Origin of the sequence: Dongia rigui (assembly GCF_034044635.1) — a bacterium.
GTDB lineage: Bacteria > Pseudomonadota > Alphaproteobacteria > Dongiales > Dongiaceae > Dongia > Dongia rigui.
The window spans coordinates 395422-416064 of the sequence record NZ_JAXCLX010000001.1 but is presented as its reverse complement, the minus strand read 5'-3'; the positions used below and the strand labels follow the sequence as shown (position 1 = coordinate 416064).

The following is a 20643-nucleotide window of genomic DNA, read 5'->3' as shown; positions in this document are numbered from 1 at the left end:
TAAAGCGCGGCAGGTGCACAGACGAGGGTAGTGAAGCGATGCATAACAACCGTAACCGGTCGCGTGCGCGGGCCGTCGCACTGGCGCAGTCGAAGATGGCGGCGGGTTACGCCCGGCTGGCAGCCTGGGCGTTGCTGGCACTGGCTGTGGCATTGATCGCCGGCCTCAAGCTGGCCTCGGCGCGCTCGGCACCGGAAAGTTTTGCCGACCTCGCAGAAAAGGCGCTCCCTGCGGTCGTCAACGTCTCGACCACGCAGATGGTCTCGCCGGACAGCCAGATCCAAGATCTTGACGACATGTTCCGCGAGTTCCTCGACCGGCAGAACGGCGATAAGCCGAAGCCGCGCAAGGCCACCTCGCTGGGCTCCGGCTTCATCATCGACCCGGCCGGCTACATTGTTACCAACAATCATGTCATCGACGGCGCCGAAGAGATCACGGTCATCACCCATGACAATGAGGAACTGAAGGCCAAGCTGGTCGGTCGCGACGAGAAGACCGATCTGGCGCTGCTCAAGGTCGAGGCGAAGAAGCCGCTGCCGGCGGTGAAATGGGGCGATTCCGATGTGTTGCGCATCGGCGATTGGGTCTTGGCGATCGGCAACCCGTTCGGTTTGGGCGGCACCGTAACCGCGGGCATCGTTTCGGCGCGCCAGCGCGACATCAATGCCGGCCCCTATGACGATTTCATCCAGACCGATGCCTCGATCAACCGCGGCAATTCCGGCGGTCCCATGTTCAACATGGATGGTGACGTGGTCGGCATCAATTCGGCGATCTATTCGCCCTCGGGCGGCTCGGTCGGCATCGGCTTCTCGATCCCCTCCAACCTTGCCAAGGGCGTCATCGCCCAGATCAAGGAATTTGGCCACCCGCGGCGCGGCTGGCTTGGCGTGCGCATCCAGACGGTGAGCCCGGAACTGGCCGAAGGCCTGCGCCTGCCGCAGGCCAAGGGCGCGCTGGTCTCCAGCGTCTCGACCGGTGGCCCGGCCGACAAGGCCGGCATCCGCCAGGGCGACGTGATCCTGGAGTTCGACGGCCGCGAAGTGGCGGATATGAAGGCGTTGCCGCGTCTGGTGGCGGATTCGCAATTCGGCAAGTCGGTGCCGGTCAGCATCTGGCGCAAGGGCGCCAAGACCACCGTGACGGTGGAACTGGGCGAGCTCGACGAGAAGGCCGAGGCCGCGCTGCAGACCACCCAGCCGGAAGGCGAGACGCCGCAACCCACGGCGACCGGTGCCAAGATCGAGCAGCTGGGTGTCGAAGTGGGCGCCTTGGATGATGCCGCTCGCACCAAGTTCGATCTGCCCCAGGATGCCGAAGGTGTCGTCGTCCTCACGGTGGAGGAAAACGGCCCGGCGGCGGAAAAGGACCTGCGCGCCGGCGACATCATCGCCGAGGTCGACCAGAAGGCCGTATCGTCGCCAGGCGATGTGCGCGACCGCGTAAAATCGGCCCAGGAGAACGGCTATCGGCTGGTGACTTTGCTAATCAATCGCGGCGGCGACTTCCAATGGGTCGCCGTGAAGATCAGCAAGAAGTAGGGGCCTGCGCCCGACAGCCACTCAATCGTCATGGTACGCGAAGGCGTACCATCCACGAGTTTGTTCGCGACTGATTAAAGTAACTCGTGGATGGTCGGCCTTCGCCGACCATGACGACGTTATGAAAATTCGCTGCGGCGATAGCCCATGTAGAAGAGCAGGCCGGTGAGATCTGCGTAGTTGAGCTGGCAGCCGGTCGCTGCCTTCACCTTGGGCTTGCCACGATAACCGCAGCCCATGCCGGCGGCGGTGAGCATTGGAATGTCATTGGAGCCGTCACCGATCGTGGCGGTCGCCGCAAGATCAAGGCCCTGTTCGCGGGCGAGGTAATGCAGCCGGCCGAGCTTGCCGAACTCGCCATCGGGGGCGACGATCGGCGGCACCAATTGCCCGGTCGTCTTGCCGGCGGCCATCTCGAAATCGTTGGCGATGTCGATATGGAAGCCGACGCGCGCGGCGACCCGGCTGGTGAAATAACGGAAGCCGCCGGAGACGAGGGCGGTGTAGCAGCCGTCGCGGCGGAGAGTCCGGATCATCGTCTCGGCGCCCGGCGACAGTTCCACCTTCTGATAGGCGACGGCGAATTCGGCCTCGGTGAGGCCCTTGAGCAGTGCCACCCGCGCGATCAGGCTCTGCGTGAAATTGATCTCGCCCTTGATCGACTTCTGCGTCAGCGCATCGATCTCGGCCTTGTCGTCGGCAAAGACGGAGAGGTCGTCAAGTGTCTCAGCCGTGACGATGGTCGAATCCATGTCGCACAGGATGAGGCGCTTCTTACGCCCCGCCGCTCCCTGGGCATAGCAATCGACGGCATCGCCGCCCAGCATGGCTTGGGCAACATTCTGCGCCGGCCTTGCGCCGAGGCCAGTAAAGGGAAGATCGCAGGCAAAACCGGGGTCGAGCCAGTCGGCACTGCCAATTTTGGCGCCGGCACGCGTCAGCGCAGCGCTGACCGCCGCCACGAGGGCGGCATCCAGCCGGGCTTTGTCGGGGGCGGAAACGAGGGTAAGAACAAGATCCATAATTTTCGGGCGTATAGAGGAAATGGCGGATAAGGACAAGGCAGGACGCGTCGTGATTCTGGCTGGGCCGACGGCCAGTGGCAAATCGGCGCTGGCATTGGATCTCGCCGAAGCCCTCGACGGTACGATCATCAATGCTGATTCCATGCAGGTCTACCGCGACCTGCCCATTCTGACGGCACAGCCGGACGCCATCGACCAGGCGCGCGTGCCGCATCGGCTCTATGGTTTCCTGGATATCGACGATGCCTGTGATGCGCAGCGCTGGGCGCAGATGGCGGCAAAGGAAATTGACGACACCTTAGCCGCGGGGCGCGTGCCGATGGTGGTCGGCGGCACGGGCCTCTATATCCGGGCGCTGATGACCGGTTTCAGCCCCATGCCGGGCATTTCCGCCGCGATCCGCGAGACGGCGCGGCAGACGGTGCTTGAACTCGGCCCCCAGGAAATGCACCGGCGCCTGGCCGAACGTGATCCGGTGACGGCGGCACGGCTGATACCCAGCGACCGACAGCGTATCGCGCGCGCCTGGGAAGTGCTGGAGGAGACGGGGCAGCCGCTTTCCTGGTGGCAGGCGCAATCGCCGGTGCCGCTCACGCCGCACCGCTTTCTGCCCCTGGTGATCGCGCCCGAACGGGCCGACCTCTACACCGCGGTCGATGCGCGCTTTGCGGCCATGGTGGGCCGGGGGGCGTTGGACGAGGTCGCGCGGGCGGAAACCCAGCCGCACACCAGCGAAGGCGGCGGGCGCAAGGCCCTGGGCTATCCGGAACTGGCGGCCGTGGCGGATGGGCGCATGACCCTGGCCGAAGCCCTTCCCGCGGCGCAGCAGGCGACCCGGCGCTATGCCAAGCGGCAACTGACCTGGTTCCGGCACCAAGTGCCTTCGGCGAATTTTATATCGCCAGACCTGTCAGCCATGAAATTTTCGCAAAGTTCTACGGCACAAACGCGCCAGAAAATTCGCGATTTCCTGTTGACCCCTTGAAGGTCACAAATTATGGTCCGGCCACCGCAGCGCGAAAATCGCCCTGCGATTGGATTTCTTTGTGCCTGAAAGGGTGCAGGAAAAGAGGATCGGACATGGCTACGGAACCCATCACTGGCGCAGAAATCATCGTCAAAGCCCTGATAGATCAGGGCGTTGAGGTCATTTTCGGCTATCCTGGCGGTGCCGTCCTTCCGCTCTATGACGCGCTCTTCAAGCAGAACAAGGTACGACACATTCTTGTTCGTCACGAACAGGCAGCCGTCCACGCGGCCGAGGGCTATGCGCGCTCGACCGGCAAAGTCGGCGTGGTCCTGGTGACCTCCGGCCCTGGCGCCACCAATGCGGTGACGGGCCTGACCGACGCCCTCATGGATTCCATTCCGATCGTGTGCCTCACCGGCCAGGTGCCGACGCATCTCATCGGCAATGACGCCTTCCAGGAAGCAGACACCACCGGCATCACCCGGCCCTGCACCAAGCACAATTACCTGGTGAAGTCGGTCGAGGATCTGTCGCGCAAGGTGCACGAGGCATTTTATGTGGCCCGTTCCGGACGCCCAGGTCCAGTGCTGCTCGATCTCCCGAAGGATGTGCAGCAGGCAAAGTATGAATACGTCAATCACGCCGGCCAGCGGCACCGCACCTATAACCCGGTGCAGAAGCCGGATCGCGCGCAGGTGGAAAAAGCCGTCGAGCTGATGGCCGGCGCCAAGCGTCCGATCTTCTATGTCGGCGGTGGTACGGTGAATTCGGGCCCGCTTGCCTGCAAGATGCTGACCGACTTCATCCGCCTCACCGGCTTCCCCTGCACACAGACCCTGATGGGGCTCGGCGCCTTTCCGGCGTCGGACCCGTTGTCGCTCGGCATGGTCGGCATGCACGGCATGTTCGAAGCCAATCACGCGATGCATGATTGCGACGTGATGATCAATATCGGCGCGCGTTTTGACGACCGCGTTACCGGCCGCCTCAACGCCTTCTCGCCGGGATCGAAGAAGATCCATGTCGATATCGACCCCAGCTCGATCAACAAGAGTGTGCGCGTCGACATCCCCGTGATCGGCGATGTCGGCCATGTGGTCGAGGAGATGATGCGCATCTGGAAGGCACGCCAGATGAAGCCCGACCAGAAGGCGTTGGCTGCCTGGTGGGACCAGATCAACAAGTGGCGCGCGCGCGACTGCTTGAAGTACAAGGCGTCCGACACGATCATCAAGCCGCAATTCGCGCTGGAGCGTCTCTATGCCGCAGTGAAAGACAAGGATTTCTACATCACGACGGAAGTCGGCCAGCACCAGATGTGGGCGGCGCAGTTCCTGAAATTCGACAAGCCCAATCGCTGGATGACCTCGGGCGGCCTCGGCACCATGGGCTACGGCCTGCCAGCAGCCTATGGCGTGCAGGTGGCGCATCCGGAATCGCTGGTGATCGACGTCGCCGGCGAAGCCTCGATCATGATGAACATCCAGGAAATGGCGACCCTGGTGCAGTATCGCCTGCCGGTGAAGATCTTCATCATGAACAACAAATGGATGGGCATGGTGCGCCAGTGGCAGGAATTGCTGCATGGCGGGCGCTATTCGGAATCCTATTCGGATGCATTGCCCGATTTTGTGAAACTTGCCGAGGCGTTCGGGGCCAATGGCCTGCGCGCGACCAAGGTTGGCGAACTCGATGACGTCATCAAGGAGATGATCGACATCAAGGGCCCGGTCATTGTCGACGTTGCCGTCGATGAGAAGGAAAATTGCTTCCCGATGATTCCGTCCGGTGCGCCGCATAACGAAATGCTGCTGGGGCCGGAAGACCAGGCTGCCAAGCCGGTATCGGAAGAGGGCATGGTTCTGGTCTGATCATGAGCGATCTGAAACGTCGCAATCTGGGTATTGTTTCTGGCGTGCCGGCCGCGATCGGCGGCACGGGCCAGACTGGTGGGGAGTCGACAAGCGTGAAAGATACAACCATCGAACGTCATACGATGTCGGTGCTGGTGGACAACGAATCCGGTGTTCTCGCCCGCGTCATCGGCTTGTTCTCGGGCCGCGGCTATAACATCGAGAGCCTCACGGTCGCCGAAGTCGACGCAGCGCAGCACCTGTCGCGCATCACGGTCGTCACCACCGGCACACCGATGATCATCGAGCAGATCAAGAACCAACTGCAGCGCCTGGTGCCGGTCCATAGCGTCACCGATCTCACCGTCGAAGGCCCGTCATTGGAGCGGGAAATGGCGCTGGTGAAGGTTGCCAGCACCGGCGACAAGCGTGTCGAGGCCCTGCGCATCGCCGACATCTTCCGCGCCCGCGTGGTTGATGCGACGATCGAAAGCTTCGTCTTCGAGATGACGGGCTCTACCGAAAAGCTCAACGCCTTCATCGGCTTGATGCAGCCGCTGGGACTCTCCGATGTGTCGCGCACAGGCATTGTCGCGATGAAGCGCGGCTCGGGTGCTGAATGATTTCGTAGCCCGACTGCTGGCCGGGATGCGGTACTCCACTGTTTTACTGAAAGGGAAAGACCATGCGTGTTTATTACGATCGTGACGCCGATGTGAACCTGATCAAAGGCAAGAAGATTGCCGTCGTTGGGTTCGGCAGCCAGGGCCATGCCCATGCGCTCAACCTCAAGGACAGTGGCGTCAAGGACGTGCGCGTGGCGCTCCGCAAGGGTTCGGCTTCGGAAGCCAAGGCGACGTCGCAGGGCCTGCAGGTCATGACCCCGGCCGAAGCCGCAAAGTGGGCCGACCTCATCATGATCCTGACGCCGGATGAATTGCAGGCGAAGCTCTATGCCGAGGATCTGGCGCCCAACATGCGCCAGGGCGCAGCGCTTGCCTTCGCGCACGGCCTCAACATCCACTTCAAGCTGATCGAACCGCGCCCCGACCTCGACGTTGTCATGATTGCACCGAAGGGGCCGGGTCATACCGTGCGCGGCGAATATGCCAAGGGCGGCGGCGTTCCCTGCCTGGTTGCCGTCGCGCAGAACCCCAGCGGTAATGCCCTGGAATTGGCCCTTTCTTACGCCTCCGCCATCGGCGGCGGCCGTTCTGGCATCATCGAAACCAACTTCCGCGAGGAATGCGAAACCGATCTCTTCGGCGAGCAGGTCGTTCTCTGCGGCGGTCTCGTGGCGCTCATCCAGGCCGGTTACGAAACGCTGGTCGAAGCCGGTTACGCGCCGGAGATGGCCTACTTCGAATGCCTCCACGAAGTGAAGCTGATCGTCGATCTGATCTATGAAGGCGGCATCGCCAACATGCGCTACTCGATCTCGAACACCGCCGAATACGGCGACTACGTGACCGGCCCGCGCATCATCACCGAAGAGACGAAGAAGGAAATGAAGCGCGTGCTGGAAGACATCCAGTCGGGTCGCTTCGTGCGCAACTTCGTCCTCGAGAATGCCGCCGGCCAGCCGAGCTTCAAGGCGACTCGTCGTCGCCAGGCCGAGCACAACATCGAAGAAGTTGGCGCCAAGCTGCGTGGCATGATGCCGTGGATCGCGAAGAACCGCCTGGTTGACAAGACCAAGAACTAAGTCGCGTCTTCAGTCGCATGTGTCGAAGGGACGGTCCAATCGGGCCGTCCCTTTTGCTTTGCGAGGCCCGCAAGGGTGGAGACATTATGCACTTTTTAAGAGAATAATATTATAATCTCATTCTATTTAAGTGCTGCTTTGGGCGAGCCGGCTAGGCATGGCAGGACGTCGCGGTGACGCGCTGTGAGATAGGGATGACAGAGGAGGGGAGAGGATCCGAGTGGTCTCATGCCTTGTCAGGAACAGCCCACACTCATTTGGAATTCCATCACAAATCCTCTTGTCCCGTTGCGACACGGGCGGTAAAAGCAACGCCGGACCGGGCCATGCTGGTATCCGGAGTCGGGGCATGTTCCGGACCGCTAACGCGTGAAAATCCGAGGAATATTCCCATCAGATCAGAGTCTCGCCGCAACTTTGGCTGATGGCTCGATTGGCTCCTCAGGACATCGGCAGTTGGGCCGCCGGCCAGAGGCGAGCAGGTCAAGAACAATAACGCCGCGTCGCGCGGTAAGCAGGTGGTACTGATGTTTTCGAAGTTGATGGGCATGTTCTCCGCCGATATGGCGATCGACCTCGGTACCGCAAATACGCTGGTCTACGTCAAAGGCCGTGGGATCGTGCTCAATGAGCCGTCCGTGGTCGCCATTGCCGATGTGAAGGGCAAGAAGCACGTGCTGGCGGTGGGTGACGAAGCCAAGCTGATGCTGGGCCGCACCCCGGGCAACATCCAGGCCATTCGCCCATTGCGCGACGGCGTCATCGCCGATTTCGAAGTCGCCGAAGAAATGATCAAGCACTTCATCCGCAAGGTGCATAACAACCGCCGCAGCTTTGCTCGCCCGCAGATCATCGTTTGCGTGCCTTCCGGCTCCACCGCCGTCGAGCGTCGCGCCATCCAGGAATCAGCTGAATCTGCTGGTGCCAGCAAGGTTTACCTCATCGAAGAGCCGATGGCGGCAGCGATCGGCGCCGGCCTGCCGGTAACGGAGCCCACCGGCTCGATGGTGGTCGATATCGGCGGCGGCACGACGGAAGTTGCGGTCCTCAGCCTGGGTGGCATCGTCTATTCGCGGTCGGTCCGCGTCGGCGGCGACAAGATGGACGAGGCAATCATCGCCTATATCCGCCGCAACCATAATCTTCTGGTCGGCGAAGGTTCCGCCGAGCGCATCAAGAAGGAAATCGGCTCCGCCTGTCCGCCGGAAGACGGCGAAGGCCGCGTCATGGAGATCAAGGGCCGCGACCTGATGAACGGTGTGCCCAAGGAGTTGGTGATCACTGAGCGGCAGGTGGCGGAAGCCCTGGCCGAACCGGTTGGCGCCATCATCGAGGCCGTGAAGGTTGCCCTGGAGCACACGGCGCCGGAATTGGCGGCCGATATCGTCGACAAGGGCATCGTGCTCACCGGCGGCGGCGCGCTTCTTGCCAACCTCGACTTCGTCCTGCGCCACGCGACCGGCCTGCCGGTCTCGATCGCCGACGACGCTCTGTCCTGCGTGGCCCTGGGGACGGGCCGCTGCCTCGAGGACATCAAGGCGCATCGCCACGTTCTCATCAACATGTACTGAAAAACTGCGCTGGCGGCGTGATTTATCACGCGGATGCGGCAGCTTGGTAATTGCGCTTTAACCCTTCCTGTGGAAAAATAGCCTAAGTGATTGATCGGCTTCGACTCATAAGTCGGTCCACGCGGTTCGGGAGGAAGCATAGGTGAACAAGCGTATGGGATCGATCGGGGCCGCGGCAGCGACCCGCTCCTGGACCCATCGGTTCACTTTTGTTCTTTTGGTGGCCTTTGCCTTCGGCCTGATGCTGATCGGCAAGCCGGATTCCATCATTGTGAGCCGTTTGCGCATGGCCGTCATGGACGTGACCGCGCCGGTCATCAACGCCGTATCGCGGCCCATCGACGCCGCACGTGAAACCGCCAGCGACGTTCGTGACTATTTCGCGCTCAAGGCCGAGAACGAGGCGCTGAAGCGCCAGAATGACACGCTGATGGAATGGCAGCGCGTTGCCCGGGAATTGCAGGCCGAGAATGCCAGCCTGCGCGAACTGCTGAATTTCCAGACCGGCCCCAAGGTCAGTTTCGTCACAGCCAGTGTCGTTGCCGACGCCTCGTCGAGCTTTGTGCGCTCGCTGATCGTGCTGGGTGGCACCAAGGCGGGCGTCGCCAAGGGGCAGGCCGCGATGACCGGCGCCGGCCTTGCCGGTCGTGTGCTGGAAGTCGGCGAACGTTCCGCGCGCATCCTGCTGATCACCGACATCAACGCCCGTGTGCCGGTGGTTGCCGAGCGCAGCCGCGACCAGGCGGTGCTCGCCGGGCGCAATTCGGATCTGCCTGAACTGCTGTACCTGTCGCGTGACAACGACGTCAAAATCGGCGATCGCATCGTGACGTCGGGGCAGGGGGGCGTCTTCCCCGCCGGATTGCCCGTGGGCGAGGTGGTTTCAGTGAGCGGTGGTCACATCCAGGTGCAGCCCTTCGTCGATTTCAGCCGGCTCGAGAACATCCGCCTGATCGATTACAGCCTGCCCGGTATCCTAATGCAGGATTTGGGCGTCGACACCACCAAGGCGCTGAGCCCCAACAATCAGACCGGCCTGCTGTCCCCTGGGGCAGGCGAGTGATCAGGCCAAGTCTTGGCCAACAGGCCGACATTGCCTGGCGTGCAGCACTACCGGTCGGGCTCACCATCTTGCTGTTGTTCGCTGCCTTGCTGTCGTGGCACCTGCCGCGTCTTGGCACCGTTGCGTCGGCGCTGGTCCTCATATCGGTCTTCTTCTGGACGGTGCATCAGCCGGGCCTGATGAGCATGTGGGGCGTGCTGTCGATCGGCCTGCTGCATGATTTCCTGATGCTGGCGCCGTTCGGCGTCGGCCTCCTGGTCCTGCTGGTGGTGCATGGTGTGGCCTTGTGGCAGCGGAAGCCGCTCAACGGCATGCCATTCCTGCTGATCTGGGCGGTGTTCGGCCTGGTCGCCGCCGGTGCCACCGTGCTGACCTGGCTGCTCGTTTCCTTTTTGCAGGAGACGCTCGTGAATCCAGTCCAGGCTTTCAACCTTTTCCTGCTAGAGTTCGTCTGCTACCCGCCGCTCGCTTATGTTTTTGCATGGATCGAGCGCAGGTTGCTGCCGACCGATTGAGATTGCGTCATGGCTGGTAACAAGCAACAGGCACAGAATCAGGCCAAGGTCTTCTCCAGGCGTGCCATGATCATGGGCGGCATGCAGGCGGGCCTGGTTGGCACGCTGATCGCGCGTCTCTATTATCTGCAGGTCGTGGAATCCGAGAAGTACCGGCTGCTCGCGGATGAAAACCGCATCAACTTGCGCCTGTTACCGCCCTCGCGCGGGCTGATCCTGGATCGCTTCGGCGTGCCGCTCGCCGCGAACTTCCCCAATTACCGCGCGATCCTGGTCGCCGAGCAGACCAAGGATCTGGAGCAGACGCTGGGCGATTTTGCGCGCCTCGTGCCCCTCACCGAACGCGAGCGTGCCAAGGTGTTGCGCGAGCTTAAACGCAACCGCGCGTTCACGCCGATCCCGGTCAAGGAAGACCTGTCCTGGGACCAGATGAGCCAGGTCGAACTCAATCTGCCGGAACTCCCTGGCATTTCCATCGAGGAAGACCAGAAGCGCTATTACCCGTTCGCCGGCCTCACGGCGCATATCCTTGGCTATGTCCAGACGGCGTCCGAATCTGAAGTCGCCGCCGATTCAGATCCGCTGCTGACGCTGCCAGGATTCCGTATCGGCCGGAACGGGCTGGAAAAAACCTATGACCGGTCGCTGCGCGGTTCCGCCGGCAAGAGCGAGATGGAAGTGAACTCGGTCGGGCGCATCATTCGGCAGCTGTCGCGCGTCGAGGGGAAGCCGGGCGCGGATCTGGTCACCACGATCGACATCGGCCTGCAGGAATTTGCCCAGCAGCGAATCGCTGCCGAACAATCCTGCTCGACCGTGGTGATGGATATCTTCACCGGCGAGGTGTTGGCGATGGCGTCGACGCCAAGCTTCGATCCAGCCTCCTTCTATCGTGGCATTTCAGGCGATGAGTGGCGCACGCTCAACGCCGACATGTTCCGGCCGCTCACCAACAAGACCGTGTCGGACGGATACGCGCCGGGCTCGACTTTCAAGATCGTCACCACCATGGCGGCGCAGGCAGCGGGTATCAGCCCCAGCTTCAGCGTCTTTTGCCCCGGCTTCTACACCTTCGGCCCGATGCGGCTGCATTGCTGGAAGAAGGAAGGCCATGGCCATGTCAGCATGGCGGACGCCCTGAAGCACTCCTGCGACGTCTATTACTACGATGTGGCCAAGCGCGTTGGTATCGATGCCATCGCCGAGATGGCGCGCAAGTTCGGCCTCGGCCAACCGACGGGGGTCGATCTGCCGGGCGAAAATCCGGGGGTCATTCCTGACCAGCAATGGAAGATCAGCACGCTGGGTGAAAAATGGTATCCGGGTGAGACATTGGTGGCTGGCATCGGCCAGGGATTCATCCAGGCGACGCCATTGCAGCTGTGTTTGATGACCGCCCGCGTCGCCAATGGCGGATTTGCGATCAAGCCGCGGCTTTTCAAGCGCTATGGCGCTGCCGGCAGCGACGAGGCGTACCCGCCGCTCACGGTCGTGAACGCCGGGCAAGAGAGCGATGCCGCTCCTAAGATGGATGTAAAGCAGGAACACCTAGCGATCATCCGCCGCGGCATGGATTTGGTGACCAACGACCAGCGCGGCACGGCCTATCGTCGCCGGATCGATATTCCGGGCATGGAGATGGCTGGCAAGACGGGTACCAGCCAGGTGCGCCGCATCACCATGTCGGAACGCGCGACGGGTGTGCGCAAGAACGAAGACCTGCCCTGGCCGCAGCGTGATCATGCGCTGTTCGTGGCCTTTGCTCCGGTCCACCAGCCGCGCTATGCGATTTCGGTCGTCATCGAGCACGGCGGCGGCGGCTCGACCTTTGCCGCACCTATCGCCCGCGACATCCTGATCGAATGCCAGCGCCGAGACCCGGCGCGACGCAATCCGAATGACGAAGGCGGCCGGCGGGAGATGCCCTGATGTTTGCGATGACCCCGATGGGCAATAAGCAGAAGAAGGTCTCGATCGGCGAGAAGCTTCTGCAACTCAATTGGAGCCTGGTGCTGCTGGTGACGGTCGTCGCCTCGATCGGCTTTGCCGTTCTCTACTCGGCGGCTCATGGCAGCGCCGAACCCTGGATGGACGCGCAGATCAAGCGCTTTGGCCTCGGTGTCTTCGGGATGCTGATTCTGGCGCTCATAGATCTGCGCCTATACATGCGCTTTGCCTATGCGTTCTATGCCGTGGCCTTCATCCTGCTGGTCTATGTCGAATTCCTCGGCGAGATCGGCATGGGCGCGCAGCGCTGGATCAATCTTGGCTTCATGCAGTTGCAGCCCTCGGAGATGATGAAGATCGCGCTGGTCTTGAGCCTTGCGCGCTACTTCCACGGCGTCGATTGGGAAGCCGTCGGCAAGCCCTGGGTGCTGATTCCGCCGACCCTGCTCGCCGTGGCACCGGCTGGGCTCGTCATGAAGCAGCCCGACCTTGGCACCGCCGGCACCTTGATGATCGTCGGCGGCGCCATGTTCTTTGCGGCCGGCGTGCGCTGGTGGAAATTCGCCATCATCATCGCCGCGGGCGTCGTCGGCGCCTATTTCGCCTGGAACTCCAGCCTGCTGCACGATTACCAGAAGGCGCGCATCCTGACCTTCCTCGATCCGGAATCGGATGTGCGCGGCGCCGGCTACCACATCATTCAGTCGAAGATTGCGCTGGGGTCCGGCGGTGTCTGGGGCAAGGGCTTCCTGCAAGGGACGCAAAGCCATCTCGACTTCCTGCCCGAACGGCACACAGATTTCATCTTTACCATGTTTGCCGAAGAGTGGGGCTTGGTAGGCGGCATCGTTCTGCTGACGCTCTATTCGATGCTGGTCCTCTATGGCGTCGTCATCGCGCTCCGCTGCCGCAGCCAGTTCGGCAAGATGATGGCCTTCGGCCTCAGCTTCAATCTCTTCACCTATTTTTTCATCAACACCGCCATGGTCATGGGCCTCATTCCCGTGGTCGGCGTGCCATTGCCGCTCATCTCCTATGGCGGCACGGCGATGATGACGGTGCTGGCTGGATTCGGCCTGATGATGTCCGCCTATGTCAATCGTGACGCCAAGCTCGGACGCACTGGACGCGAAGAGAATTAGCCTCTGCAAACAAGGCAGTAAGTCCCGGTCAGAATTATTAAATTTAGCTATCGACAGGCCGCAGGGCGTTTGGTATACCGCGCGCCGACCGGACATGACGGTCAGCGGGGCGCATAGCTCAGTTGGTAGAGCAGCTGACTCTTAATCAGCGGGTCGTAGGTTCGAGTCCTACTGCGCCCACCACTATCCTCTTAGGATAGTTGGTAATTCCGCGAAGACAAAAACCGGCCTTTGGCCGGTTTTACAGTTTTCTCAGAGCGGTTTTACACTCTGGTTCGAATTTTGTGCCGCCGTAGCCTCGTCCAGACTGCTGATTGCAATCTGCGCCTTTCGCTTCTTCTGGATATACTTCTCTACCATTGCGATCGTGTCGTGCCCGGTGATTGACGCGATTACATCCTTCGAGCATCCGAGTTCATGTAGGCGCGTGGCCGCAGTGTAGCGCAGGCCATGGGAAGTGACGCCTGACTTAGCTGCATCGAAATGGAGGCCCGTGGAGAGGCCCGGGACAGCCTTGTAGGCGTCATTGAGCAGGTGGCTGAACGTGCCTTCTCCGGCAAGCTCGCGGCCCCTCTTGCCAGTGAGGATCATCGTCTTCACGTCCAATGGCACCGGCAGCGGATTCCTTCGATCAAGTCGATCGGCGATCCATTTCTCTCGTTCGCCATACCATGCGTCTAGGGCGACTTGAAGATCGTGCGATATTGGCACCCACACACGCTCGCCAGTTTTGCTCTGCATGACCGAAATGACGCCGTCTCCGACGTGGCCGCGCTCCATATTGACGCAGTCTATACCTCGTTGACCCGTGTTGAGTGCGATCTCGTATGCGGTGCGCTCTAGCGTTCCCAGTGCCCAACACGCACGAAATGCCTCGATTTCCGACTCTTCCCAAGGCCGGTGCCCGTCACCGGTCTCGAGGAGTTTCACGCCTTCGGCCGGATTATGATTTATCCAGCCAATCTCCTTCGCCCGGTTCATGAGAATGCTCATGGCCTGAATGAAGCCATTCGCGGTGCGGGGCGTGCTCTGGTGTTTGTCGCGCAATGCAACCACAAACGGCCTCGGTAAGGTCGCGACCGGGAGGTGGCCATACTTTTCTTCGAGATGGTTGAGGTATCGCAGATAGCTTTTCTTGGTTTTTGGCTTCGTGATCAAGTATTGATGCGTTTCCTTGTAGTTCTCGATCAGCGCCTTGAGGCTACCGACTTTGGCGCCCGGCCGTTCGTCCGACTTCTCAAATCTCGTGTGGATTTGGCGATAGTGTTCGAAAAAAGTGGCGGAGCCGACCTCGCCGTTGATGCGAATGGCTTCATTGCCGCGCCGATAATACGTGTAAGTCCGACCCTTTGACGTTACTCGCCATATGAATTTCAACTTAAGCAGCATCTTGTATGGCATCCATCCATTCGCTGCCGTCGGGGGAGGCGAGCTCCGTAGCAGTTTTGTTGGAGACGGGAAGGCAGAATTCGACATTGATTGCGGCGTCAAGCGCCGCGCGCCGCCAGCGGACCATTGACGATCCGAAAACCGTTCGCGCCGCCGGCAGGCGCCCTTGTTTGACCAAAGAGAGAAACTGGCTCTGCGACATATCGAGATATGCCGCTGCCATCACGTCGCTCATGATTTCGGGCCAGCTCTTCGGCACGCGGTCTTGCTTTGACATGTCAAAGCCTCCGCCAAAAAGTGCCGACGTCTGGAAGACCACTTGCGGAACCCGAAACGGATCCCGATATGCCTTCCTGAGACGCGATGTTGATGCCCTTGTTGTCGCGATCCATGATCCACCTGCAAATCGACAGGCAGCAGATATTTGAACGGTCGAATGCGGCGGTTCCGATATCTGCAATTTTCGTCAAATAAATACTCTTGGCGCGTCAGCGGCTTAGCTGGGCGTCGCAAAAATTCTTTCGCCGCTGATGCTTTTCGAGCGCCGAGATGGCGCTCTCGCGCCAAGTGTCGCCCTTCACCCCCGCATGTTCTGTGGCCGTCGCGTGAGCTCGCGGACGAGCACATGCGAATATGAGCGCCCGCCGGCGAGGATGATCTCGTCGCAGAGTTCGGGCTTGGCGAGTTCGTCGATCCGGGCGAAGGCCTGGTAATGGCTCGAGACCTCGGTCGTGTCCGAGATGAAGAGCCGCGAGAGCGCCATCGCGGTGAGGGCCGCGGAGCTGCCGTCGGTTTCCTCGGGGAGGAGAAGCTCCTTGCTCATACGTCATTACTGGCGGTGCGGCGCTGACCCCGATCTTCGTTATCGACGACAAAGCGCGTGCGGGGTTGGGGGCAGGCCGAGATGCCAGTCATGACGACGGTTGTCATCGCCGGTCTCTTTGGCGGCCGACCAACTCTTGCCAACCTGATTCTGCTGCGCGGGCATCTGCGAAATGCAAGGCAATTTTTAGGATACTGCAGCTTTCGCGTGACATTTCGTCGTATCGTCCCGCTCAAGTGGAAATCGCGCTTGCTTCGTTCCTAGGCCTTCAGACATATTTCGTGCTGCAAAACGCGAGAGGGGTCTCGCGCTAGAAAAGTTTGACAGGGGTGGGGCGTGGTCGATCAGGCGGCGCCGGTGCAGTCGGGAACGAGCGATGCACCCACAGAAACCGCTGATACAGGCCTGCTTTGCCTGACTCTCCTGTTGCGCTTCCATGGTCTCTCCGTCGACCCAAAGGCGCTTGCCCACCGCTTCGCGCCAGGCCCCAAGGGCCTCACCGACTCCGACCTTCTCCGTGCCGCGCGGGAATCGGGTCTCAAGGCGCGCTGGGTTGTATCGGAGTGGCGGAAACTCGCCAAAACGCCGCTCCCAGCCATCGCCGAAACCAAGGACGGGCGCTTCTTTGTTCTCGCAAAAATAGCTTCAAACGAGGCCGGCGACGCCAAGGTGCTGGCGCATGATCCGGAAGAGAATCGCCCCGTCGCGTTGACCCGGGCCGAACTTGAGAAGATCTGGACCGGCCGCCTGCTGCTGATGACCAAGCGGGCGAGTCTCGGGGAGAGTTTCGCCAAATTCGATATCGCCTGGTTCATTCCGGCGATCCTCAAATACAAGCGTATATTAGCGGAAGTCCTCATCGCCTCTTTCGTGCTGCAGCTTTTCGCGCTGGTGACACCACTCTTCTTCCAGGTGATCATCGACAAGGTGCTGGTGCATCACGGCCTCACCACGCTCGACGTGCTGGTGATCGGGCTTGCCGTCATCTCGCTCTTCGAGGTGCTGCTGGGCGGCATGCGCACCTATATCTTCAGCCACACCACCAACCGGGTGGATGTGGAATTGGGGGCGAAACTCTTCCGCCACTTGCTCTCGCTGCCCTTGTCCTATTTCCAGGCACGGCGAGTGGGCGATTCCGTGGCGCGGGTGCGGGAACTCGAGAGCATCCGCTCCTTCCTCACCGGCAATGCGCTGACGCTTGTGATCGATCTGGTCTTCACCAGCGTGTTCCTCGCCGTCATGTGGTATTACAGCCCCACCCTCACGCTGGTCGTCATGGCGGCGATCCCGGCCTATGTCGTCCTCTCGCTGCTGGTGACGCCCATCTTCCGCCGGCGTCTCGATGAGAAGTTCGCCCGGGGTGCCGAGAACCAGTCCTTCCTGGTCGAAACCGTGACCGGGATTGAGACGGCGAAGGCCATGGCGGTGGAACCCCGCATGCAGCGCCGCTGGGAGGAACAGCTGGCGGGCTATGTCTCGGCGGCCTTCCGCGTCACCAAGCTCGGCAACACCGCGAGCCAGACGGCGCAGCTCATCAACAAGGCGACGGTGCTGCTCACCCTCTATCTCGGCGCCAAGGCGGTGCTGAACGGCGATCTCACCGTGGGTGCGCTGGTCGCCTTCAACATGCTGGCCAATCAGGTGCATGGGCCGGTGCTGCGTCTGGCGCAGATGTGGCAGGACTTCCAGCAGGTGCGCATCTCGGTCAATCGCTTAGGGGATATCCTCAACGCGCCGACCGAGCCGCTGCACCGCGCCGACAAGGCGACACCGCCCAGCCTTACCGGCCGCATAAGCTTCGATCACGTCATCTTCCGCTACCGGCCGGATGCGCCGGAGGTGCTCTCCGATCTCTCCCTCGATATCTTGCCCGGTCAGATGATCGGTATCGTCGGCTCCTCGGGTTCCGGCAAATCGACCCTCACCAAGCTGGTGCAGCGCCTCTTCGTGCCGGAACGCGGCCGCGTCCTCATCGATGGCATGGATCTGGCCCTCATCGATCCCGCCTGGCTCAGGCGCCAGATCGGCGTCGTGCTGCAGGAGAACGTGCTCTTCACCGGTTCGATCCGCGAGAACATCGCGCTCGCCGACCCCGGCATGCCGATGGACCGGGTGGTAGGCGCGGCGAAGCTCGCTGGCGCCCATGACTTCATCCTGGAATTGCCGCAGGGCTATGACACGGTGCTGGGCGAACGCGGCGCCAGCCTCTCCGGCGGCCAGCGCCAGCGCATGGCGATTGCGCGTGCCTTGGTCAGCAACCCGAAGATCCTCATCTTCGACGAGGCGACCTCGGCGCTTGATTACGAATCCGAGCGCATCATCCAGGACAACATGGCGGCAATCGCCAGGGGCCGCACCGTGCTCATCATCGCCCACCGGCTCTCGGCGGTCCGCGCCTGCCATCGGATCTTGACCATCGAGAAGGGGCGCCTGGTCGAAGACGGCAGCCATGGCGAGCTCATCCAGCGCAACGGCCGCTATGCCCAGCTCTACCGCTATCAGGCGGCGGATGCCGCGGTAGGCATGGCGCCGCAGCCGGCCAATATCGTGCGGCCCGCGCCGGGAGGGCAGCATGCTGCCCAGTAGCACTCTTTCGTTGTCAGCTCTGATGAGCGTCGCACGGACTGAGCCCTCTCCCCTCGCGGGAGAGGGTGGTGAGCGAAGCGAGCCGGTGAGGGGGGCTCTATCAGCGAGCCGGGTGCAGCCACCCCCTCACCCCAACCCTCTCCCGCGAAGGGAGAGGGCGTGTGCGCCTTTGTCGGGAGGCCGTTATGTCCACCGATAACGTCGTCGCTCTCCCCACCTCTCGCGTCCGTACCGCCATGGGAAAAATGGGGGGCCGCCTCGGCGGCATCTTCGCGCCCGATGGCTATGAGCAGGAGTTCCTCCCCGCCGCGGTCGAGGTGTTGGAGACGCCGCCTTCGCCTCTGGGCCGCGCCGTGGCGCTCGCCATCTCCGCGTTCGTGGGGCTCGCTTTGCTCTGGGCCTGCGTGGGTGAGATCGACATCGTGGCGGTCGGGCAGGGCAAGATCGTGCCATCCGGCCGCACCAAGGTGATACAGGCCTTCGAGACCGGTGTCGTCACCAATATCGCGGTCGAGGAAGGCCAGCATGTGGAAAAGGGCGCGCTGCTCATCGAACTCGATTCCACGCTGACCGGGGCCGACACCGATCGGCTCACCCAGGAACTGACCGCCCGGCGCCTGGATGTCGCCCGACTGCGCTCGGTCTTGGGGTTGCCGGGTGGCGAGGCGCTGGACGACACGCGCGCGGCGGGTGGCTTCGACGAGGCCAACCTCGCCTTGGCGCGCAGCTTCCGCAGCACGCAGCTTGGCGAGCAGGAGGAAAAGCTCGCCGCCCTCGCCCGCGAGCTAGAACGCCAGCGCGCCGGCGCCGTCGGCACCAGGGCCGAGATCGCCAAGATCGAGGCGCAGCTGCCTTTGAAGCGCGAACAGGTCGAAGCGCGGCGCGGGTTGCTCGAAAAAGGCCTCACCCCTAAACAGCAATTCCTCGAAATGCAGCAGGAGCTCATCGCCATGGAAGGCGAGGCGAGCGTCGCCAAGGCCCGCGCCAGCGAGGCGCAGGCCGGCATCGCCACCATCCAGCGCCAGATCGCCCAGGCGACGGAGGAGTTCGAACGCGACCGCCTCAAGGAACTGACCGAGGCGGAAAGCCAGGCAGCCCAGCTGACCGAGGAGTTGAAGAAGGCAACCCAGCGCCAGGCCCTGCAACGCCTCACAGCACCTGTCGCCGGCACAGTGCAGCAATTGCAGCTCCACACCATCGGCGGCGTCGTCGAACCGGCAAAACCTCTGATGATTGTGGTCCCGGAAGACGCCGGCATCGAGATCGAGGCCGAGATCGAGAACAAGGATATCGGCTTCGTCCGCGAAGGTCAGGAAGCCATCGTCAAACTCGACGCCTTCCCCTTCACCCGCTACGGCACACTCACGGGCCATGTCGTCACGATCTCGGGCGATGCGGTCGAGCAGCAGGGCGGCGATGGCCAGCCCTCAAGGCTCATCTACACGACACGCGTCCGTCTCGAAAAGGACACCATCGACGCCGATGGTAGAGACGTCCAACTCACCCCCGGCATGGTCGCCGCCGTCGAGATCAAGACCGGGACACGCAAACTGATCGAATACGTCCTCTCGCCCCTCATCCGCATGGGCGATGAGGCGGGCAGGGAGAGGTGAGAATGGCCTATAGGTCTGGTTGCCACGCCAAGTTGACTTACCTACTTCTCTCGCTGTTTCTTCTATCAAGCATAAGTACGGCAGCCAGAGCCGAGGGGGCTGTCGTAACAAGAATTGTCGAGGACTACATCGCTGATGCGACCGCTGTATTCGGTGATCATAAGTCATTCCAGCTATTGGAAAATGCTCAAGCATCCTTCTCTCGGTGGAAAAAGAAATCACTTGTCTTAGTTACAATTGAAGGCAAGAACGTCGATCAAGAAGTTGTTCGCGCTGACGTTGAAAGAGTCAGAGGTATCGCGAGCATAGTTGGAATATCAATTGACTGGTGCAAAGTGATAGTGGCGCCAGACCAGTCAGATTCCCTCAGGCTTCCGGCGTGCGCGGCCGAGAAGGCCGTAGATATAATAATCGCCTATCCTAAGTCAGTTGAATTTACTGACGCAATTCGACAGTTCATCAAAAATCTCAACTATTCAAACTTCTACTCTGCAGAAAAATCCGTCTCTGAGTACGGGTACCTTCTTGAGCAAAGCGCGAGGCGTTATTGTCTCGGATCCATGGCGCAATACAAGCACCAGATCGTACTTGCGATGCAGGTTTCAGATGATGAACCACATCGATCGCATCTAATGTGCAATCTACATAATTCATTTGCTCTGCTGGGTGTTCTTGCGGCGAACTCAGAGTCTTTGACCAATGAGGCTGGAGAAGAGTTCTTTCGTGATGCTCGAACAGGGGCCAATCCCTCCACAGCACTGAAGTTCCTATACAGTCAAGACGTTCGTGAGGGCATGACCTGGTCGGAGTATTTTGATGCAATAAAGCAATGGTTATCTGAGCAGCCAGTTTCCGAAACCCCTTAATCGATATTCGCTAATCCGTACAGATTAACTT

General features: G+C 61.3%; 17 protein-coding genes and 1 tRNA gene. 14 read left to right on the top strand and 4 right to left on the bottom strand.

Annotated elements, in window-relative coordinates; genetic code table 11:
- Nucleotides 1–38: 38 nt before the first annotated feature.
- Nucleotides 39–1544 (top strand): DegQ family serine endoprotease, encoded by a 1506-nt coding sequence (locus SMD31_RS01880; RefSeq protein WP_320498940.1) that lies wholly within the window; start codon nt 39–41, stop codon nt 1542–1544.
- Nucleotides 1545–1663: 119 nt separating this feature from the next.
- Here the strand turns inward: SMD31_RS01880 and serB are convergent, their stop codons facing one another.
- Complete coding sequence (gene serB / locus SMD31_RS01875; protein WP_320498938.1) at nt 1664–2566, bottom strand: phosphoserine phosphatase SerB; 903 nt, start codon at nt 2564–2566, stop codon at nt 1664–1666.
- A 22-nt stretch (nt 2567–2588) separates the two neighbouring features.
- Between serB and miaA the strand changes: the two genes are divergently transcribed.
- The 10 genes from miaA to SMD31_RS01825 all read left to right on the top strand — a co-directional run bounded on the left by miaA (nt 2589) and on the right by SMD31_RS01825 (nt 13518).
- Nucleotides 2589–3554: a tRNA (adenosine(37)-N6)-dimethylallyltransferase MiaA gene (miaA, locus tag SMD31_RS01870; RefSeq protein WP_320498937.1), complete on the top strand. Its 966-nt coding sequence runs from the start codon at nt 2589–2591 to the stop codon at nt 3552–3554.
- Nucleotides 3555–3649: 95 nt separating this feature from the next.
- Entirely contained in the window at nt 3650–5410 is a 1761-nt protein-coding gene (locus SMD31_RS01865; RefSeq protein ID WP_320498936.1) for an acetolactate synthase 3 large subunit, read from the top strand.
- A gap of 125 nt (nt 5411–5535) precedes the next feature.
- On the top strand, nt 5536–6015 hold the full coding sequence (gene ilvN / locus SMD31_RS01860; protein ID WP_320500995.1) for an acetolactate synthase small subunit: 480 nt from the start codon (nt 5536–5538) through the stop codon (nt 6013–6015).
- A 62-nt stretch (nt 6016–6077) separates the two neighbouring features.
- A complete protein-coding gene (ilvC, locus tag SMD31_RS01855; RefSeq protein ID WP_320498934.1) occupies nt 6078–7097 on the top strand; it encodes a ketol-acid reductoisomerase in 1020 nt (339 codons plus the stop codon).
- A gap of 527 nt (nt 7098–7624) precedes the next feature.
- Nucleotides 7625–8668 (top strand): rod shape-determining protein, encoded by a 1044-nt coding sequence (locus SMD31_RS01850; RefSeq protein ID WP_298683713.1) that lies wholly within the window; start codon nt 7625–7627, stop codon nt 8666–8668.
- A 142-nt stretch (nt 8669–8810) separates the two neighbouring features.
- Complete coding sequence (gene mreC, locus SMD31_RS01845; protein ID WP_320498933.1) at nt 8811–9731, top strand: rod shape-determining protein MreC; 921 nt, start codon at nt 8811–8813, stop codon at nt 9729–9731.
- Nucleotides 9728–10246 carry a hypothetical protein gene (locus tag SMD31_RS01840; RefSeq protein WP_320498932.1) on the top strand — a complete coding sequence of 173 codons (519 nt, stop codon included), beginning with the start codon at nt 9728–9730 and terminating at the stop codon, nt 10244–10246. Before mreC ends, SMD31_RS01840 begins: the two co-directional genes overlap by 4 nt.
- 9 nt (nt 10247–10255) lie before the next feature.
- Entirely contained in the window at nt 10256–12175 is a 1920-nt protein-coding gene (gene mrdA, locus SMD31_RS01835) for a penicillin-binding protein 2 (RefSeq protein ID WP_320498930.1), read from the top strand.
- Nucleotides 12175–13335 carry a rod shape-determining protein RodA gene (gene rodA / locus SMD31_RS01830; RefSeq protein ID WP_320498929.1) on the top strand — a complete coding sequence of 387 codons (1161 nt, stop codon included), beginning with the start codon at nt 12175–12177 and terminating at the stop codon, nt 13333–13335. Before mrdA ends, rodA begins: the two co-directional genes overlap by 1 nt.
- A gap of 107 nt (nt 13336–13442) precedes the next feature.
- Nucleotides 13443–13518: transfer RNA gene (locus SMD31_RS01825), tRNA-Lys, on the top strand.
- A gap of 69 nt (nt 13519–13587) precedes the next feature.
- On the opposite strand, the gene SMD31_RS01820 is transcribed toward SMD31_RS01825, so the two are convergent.
- The 3 genes from SMD31_RS01820 to SMD31_RS01810 form a co-directional block, all read right to left on the bottom strand.
- Nucleotides 13588–14724 (bottom strand): tyrosine-type recombinase/integrase, encoded by a 1137-nt coding sequence (locus SMD31_RS01820; RefSeq protein ID WP_320498928.1) that lies wholly within the window; start codon nt 14722–14724, stop codon nt 13588–13590.
- A complete protein-coding gene (locus SMD31_RS01815) occupies nt 14714–15001 on the bottom strand; it encodes a hypothetical protein (protein ID WP_320498927.1) in 288 nt (95 codons plus the stop codon). The genes SMD31_RS01820 and SMD31_RS01815 overlap by 11 nt, the downstream gene beginning before the upstream one ends.
- A gap of 300 nt (nt 15002–15301) precedes the next feature.
- Nucleotides 15302–15547, bottom strand: a complete 246-nt coding sequence (locus tag SMD31_RS01810; protein WP_320498926.1) for a hypothetical protein — start codon at nt 15545–15547, stop codon at nt 15302–15304.
- A 336-nt stretch (nt 15548–15883) separates the two neighbouring features.
- On the opposite strand from SMD31_RS01810, the gene SMD31_RS01805 reads away from it, so the two are divergent.
- The 3 genes from SMD31_RS01805 (at nt 15884) to SMD31_RS01795 (ending at nt 20612) form a co-directional block, all read left to right on the top strand.
- Nucleotides 15884–18133, top strand: a complete 2250-nt coding sequence (locus SMD31_RS01805; RefSeq protein WP_320498925.1) for a type I secretion system permease/ATPase — start codon at nt 15884–15886, stop codon at nt 18131–18133.
- 185 nt (nt 18134–18318) lie between these two features.
- Nucleotides 18319–19746 carry an HlyD family type I secretion periplasmic adaptor subunit gene (locus SMD31_RS01800; RefSeq protein ID WP_320498924.1) on the top strand — a complete coding sequence of 476 codons (1428 nt, stop codon included), beginning with the start codon at nt 18319–18321 and terminating at the stop codon, nt 19744–19746.
- Between the two features lie 2 nt (nt 19747–19748).
- A complete protein-coding gene (locus SMD31_RS01795; RefSeq protein ID WP_320498923.1) occupies nt 19749–20612 on the top strand; it encodes a hypothetical protein in 864 nt (287 codons plus the stop codon).
- The last annotated feature ends 31 nt before the right edge of the window (nt 20613–20643 follow it).

What these genes read in the sequence shown, in the direction of transcription:
- SMD31_RS01850 (WP_298683713.1), top strand. Translation starts at nt 7,625, where the DNA reads ATGTTTTCGAAGTTGATGGGCATGTTCTCCGCCGATATGGCGATCGAC.
- SMD31_RS01820 (WP_320498928.1), bottom strand. Translation starts at nt 14,724, where the DNA reads ATGCTGCTTAAGTTGAAATTCATATGGCGAGTAACGTCAAAGGGTCGG.
- SMD31_RS01795 (WP_320498923.1), top strand. Translation starts at nt 19,749, where the DNA reads ATGGCCTATAGGTCTGGTTGCCACGCCAAGTTGACTTACCTACTTCTC.
- ilvC (WP_320498934.1), top strand. Translation starts at nt 6,078, where the DNA reads ATGCGTGTTTATTACGATCGTGACGCCGATGTGAACCTGATCAAAGGC.
- SMD31_RS01815 (WP_320498927.1), bottom strand. Translation starts at nt 15,001, where the DNA reads ATGTCAAAGCAAGACCGCGTGCCGAAGAGCTGGCCCGAAATCATGAGC.
- SMD31_RS01810 (WP_320498926.1), bottom strand. Translation starts at nt 15,547, where the DNA reads ATGAGCAAGGAGCTTCTCCTCCCCGAGGAAACCGACGGCAGCTCCGCG.
- ilvN (WP_320500995.1), top strand. Translation starts at nt 5,536, where the DNA reads ATGTCGGTGCTGGTGGACAACGAATCCGGTGTTCTCGCCCGCGTCATC.
- mrdA (WP_320498930.1), top strand. Translation starts at nt 10,256, where the DNA reads ATGGCTGGTAACAAGCAACAGGCACAGAATCAGGCCAAGGTCTTCTCC.
- serB (WP_320498938.1), bottom strand. Translation starts at nt 2,566, where the DNA reads ATGGATCTTGTTCTTACCCTCGTTTCCGCCCCCGACAAAGCCCGGCTG.
- SMD31_RS01880 (WP_320498940.1), top strand. Translation starts at nt 39, where the DNA reads ATGCATAACAACCGTAACCGGTCGCGTGCGCGGGCCGTCGCACTGGCG.
- rodA (WP_320498929.1), top strand. Translation starts at nt 12,175, where the DNA reads ATGTTTGCGATGACCCCGATGGGCAATAAGCAGAAGAAGGTCTCGATC.
- miaA (WP_320498937.1), top strand. Translation starts at nt 2,589, where the DNA reads ATGGCGGATAAGGACAAGGCAGGACGCGTCGTGATTCTGGCTGGGCCG.
- SMD31_RS01865 (WP_320498936.1), top strand. Translation starts at nt 3,650, where the DNA reads ATGGCTACGGAACCCATCACTGGCGCAGAAATCATCGTCAAAGCCCTG.
- SMD31_RS01800 (WP_320498924.1), top strand. Translation starts at nt 18,319, where the DNA reads ATGTCCACCGATAACGTCGTCGCTCTCCCCACCTCTCGCGTCCGTACC.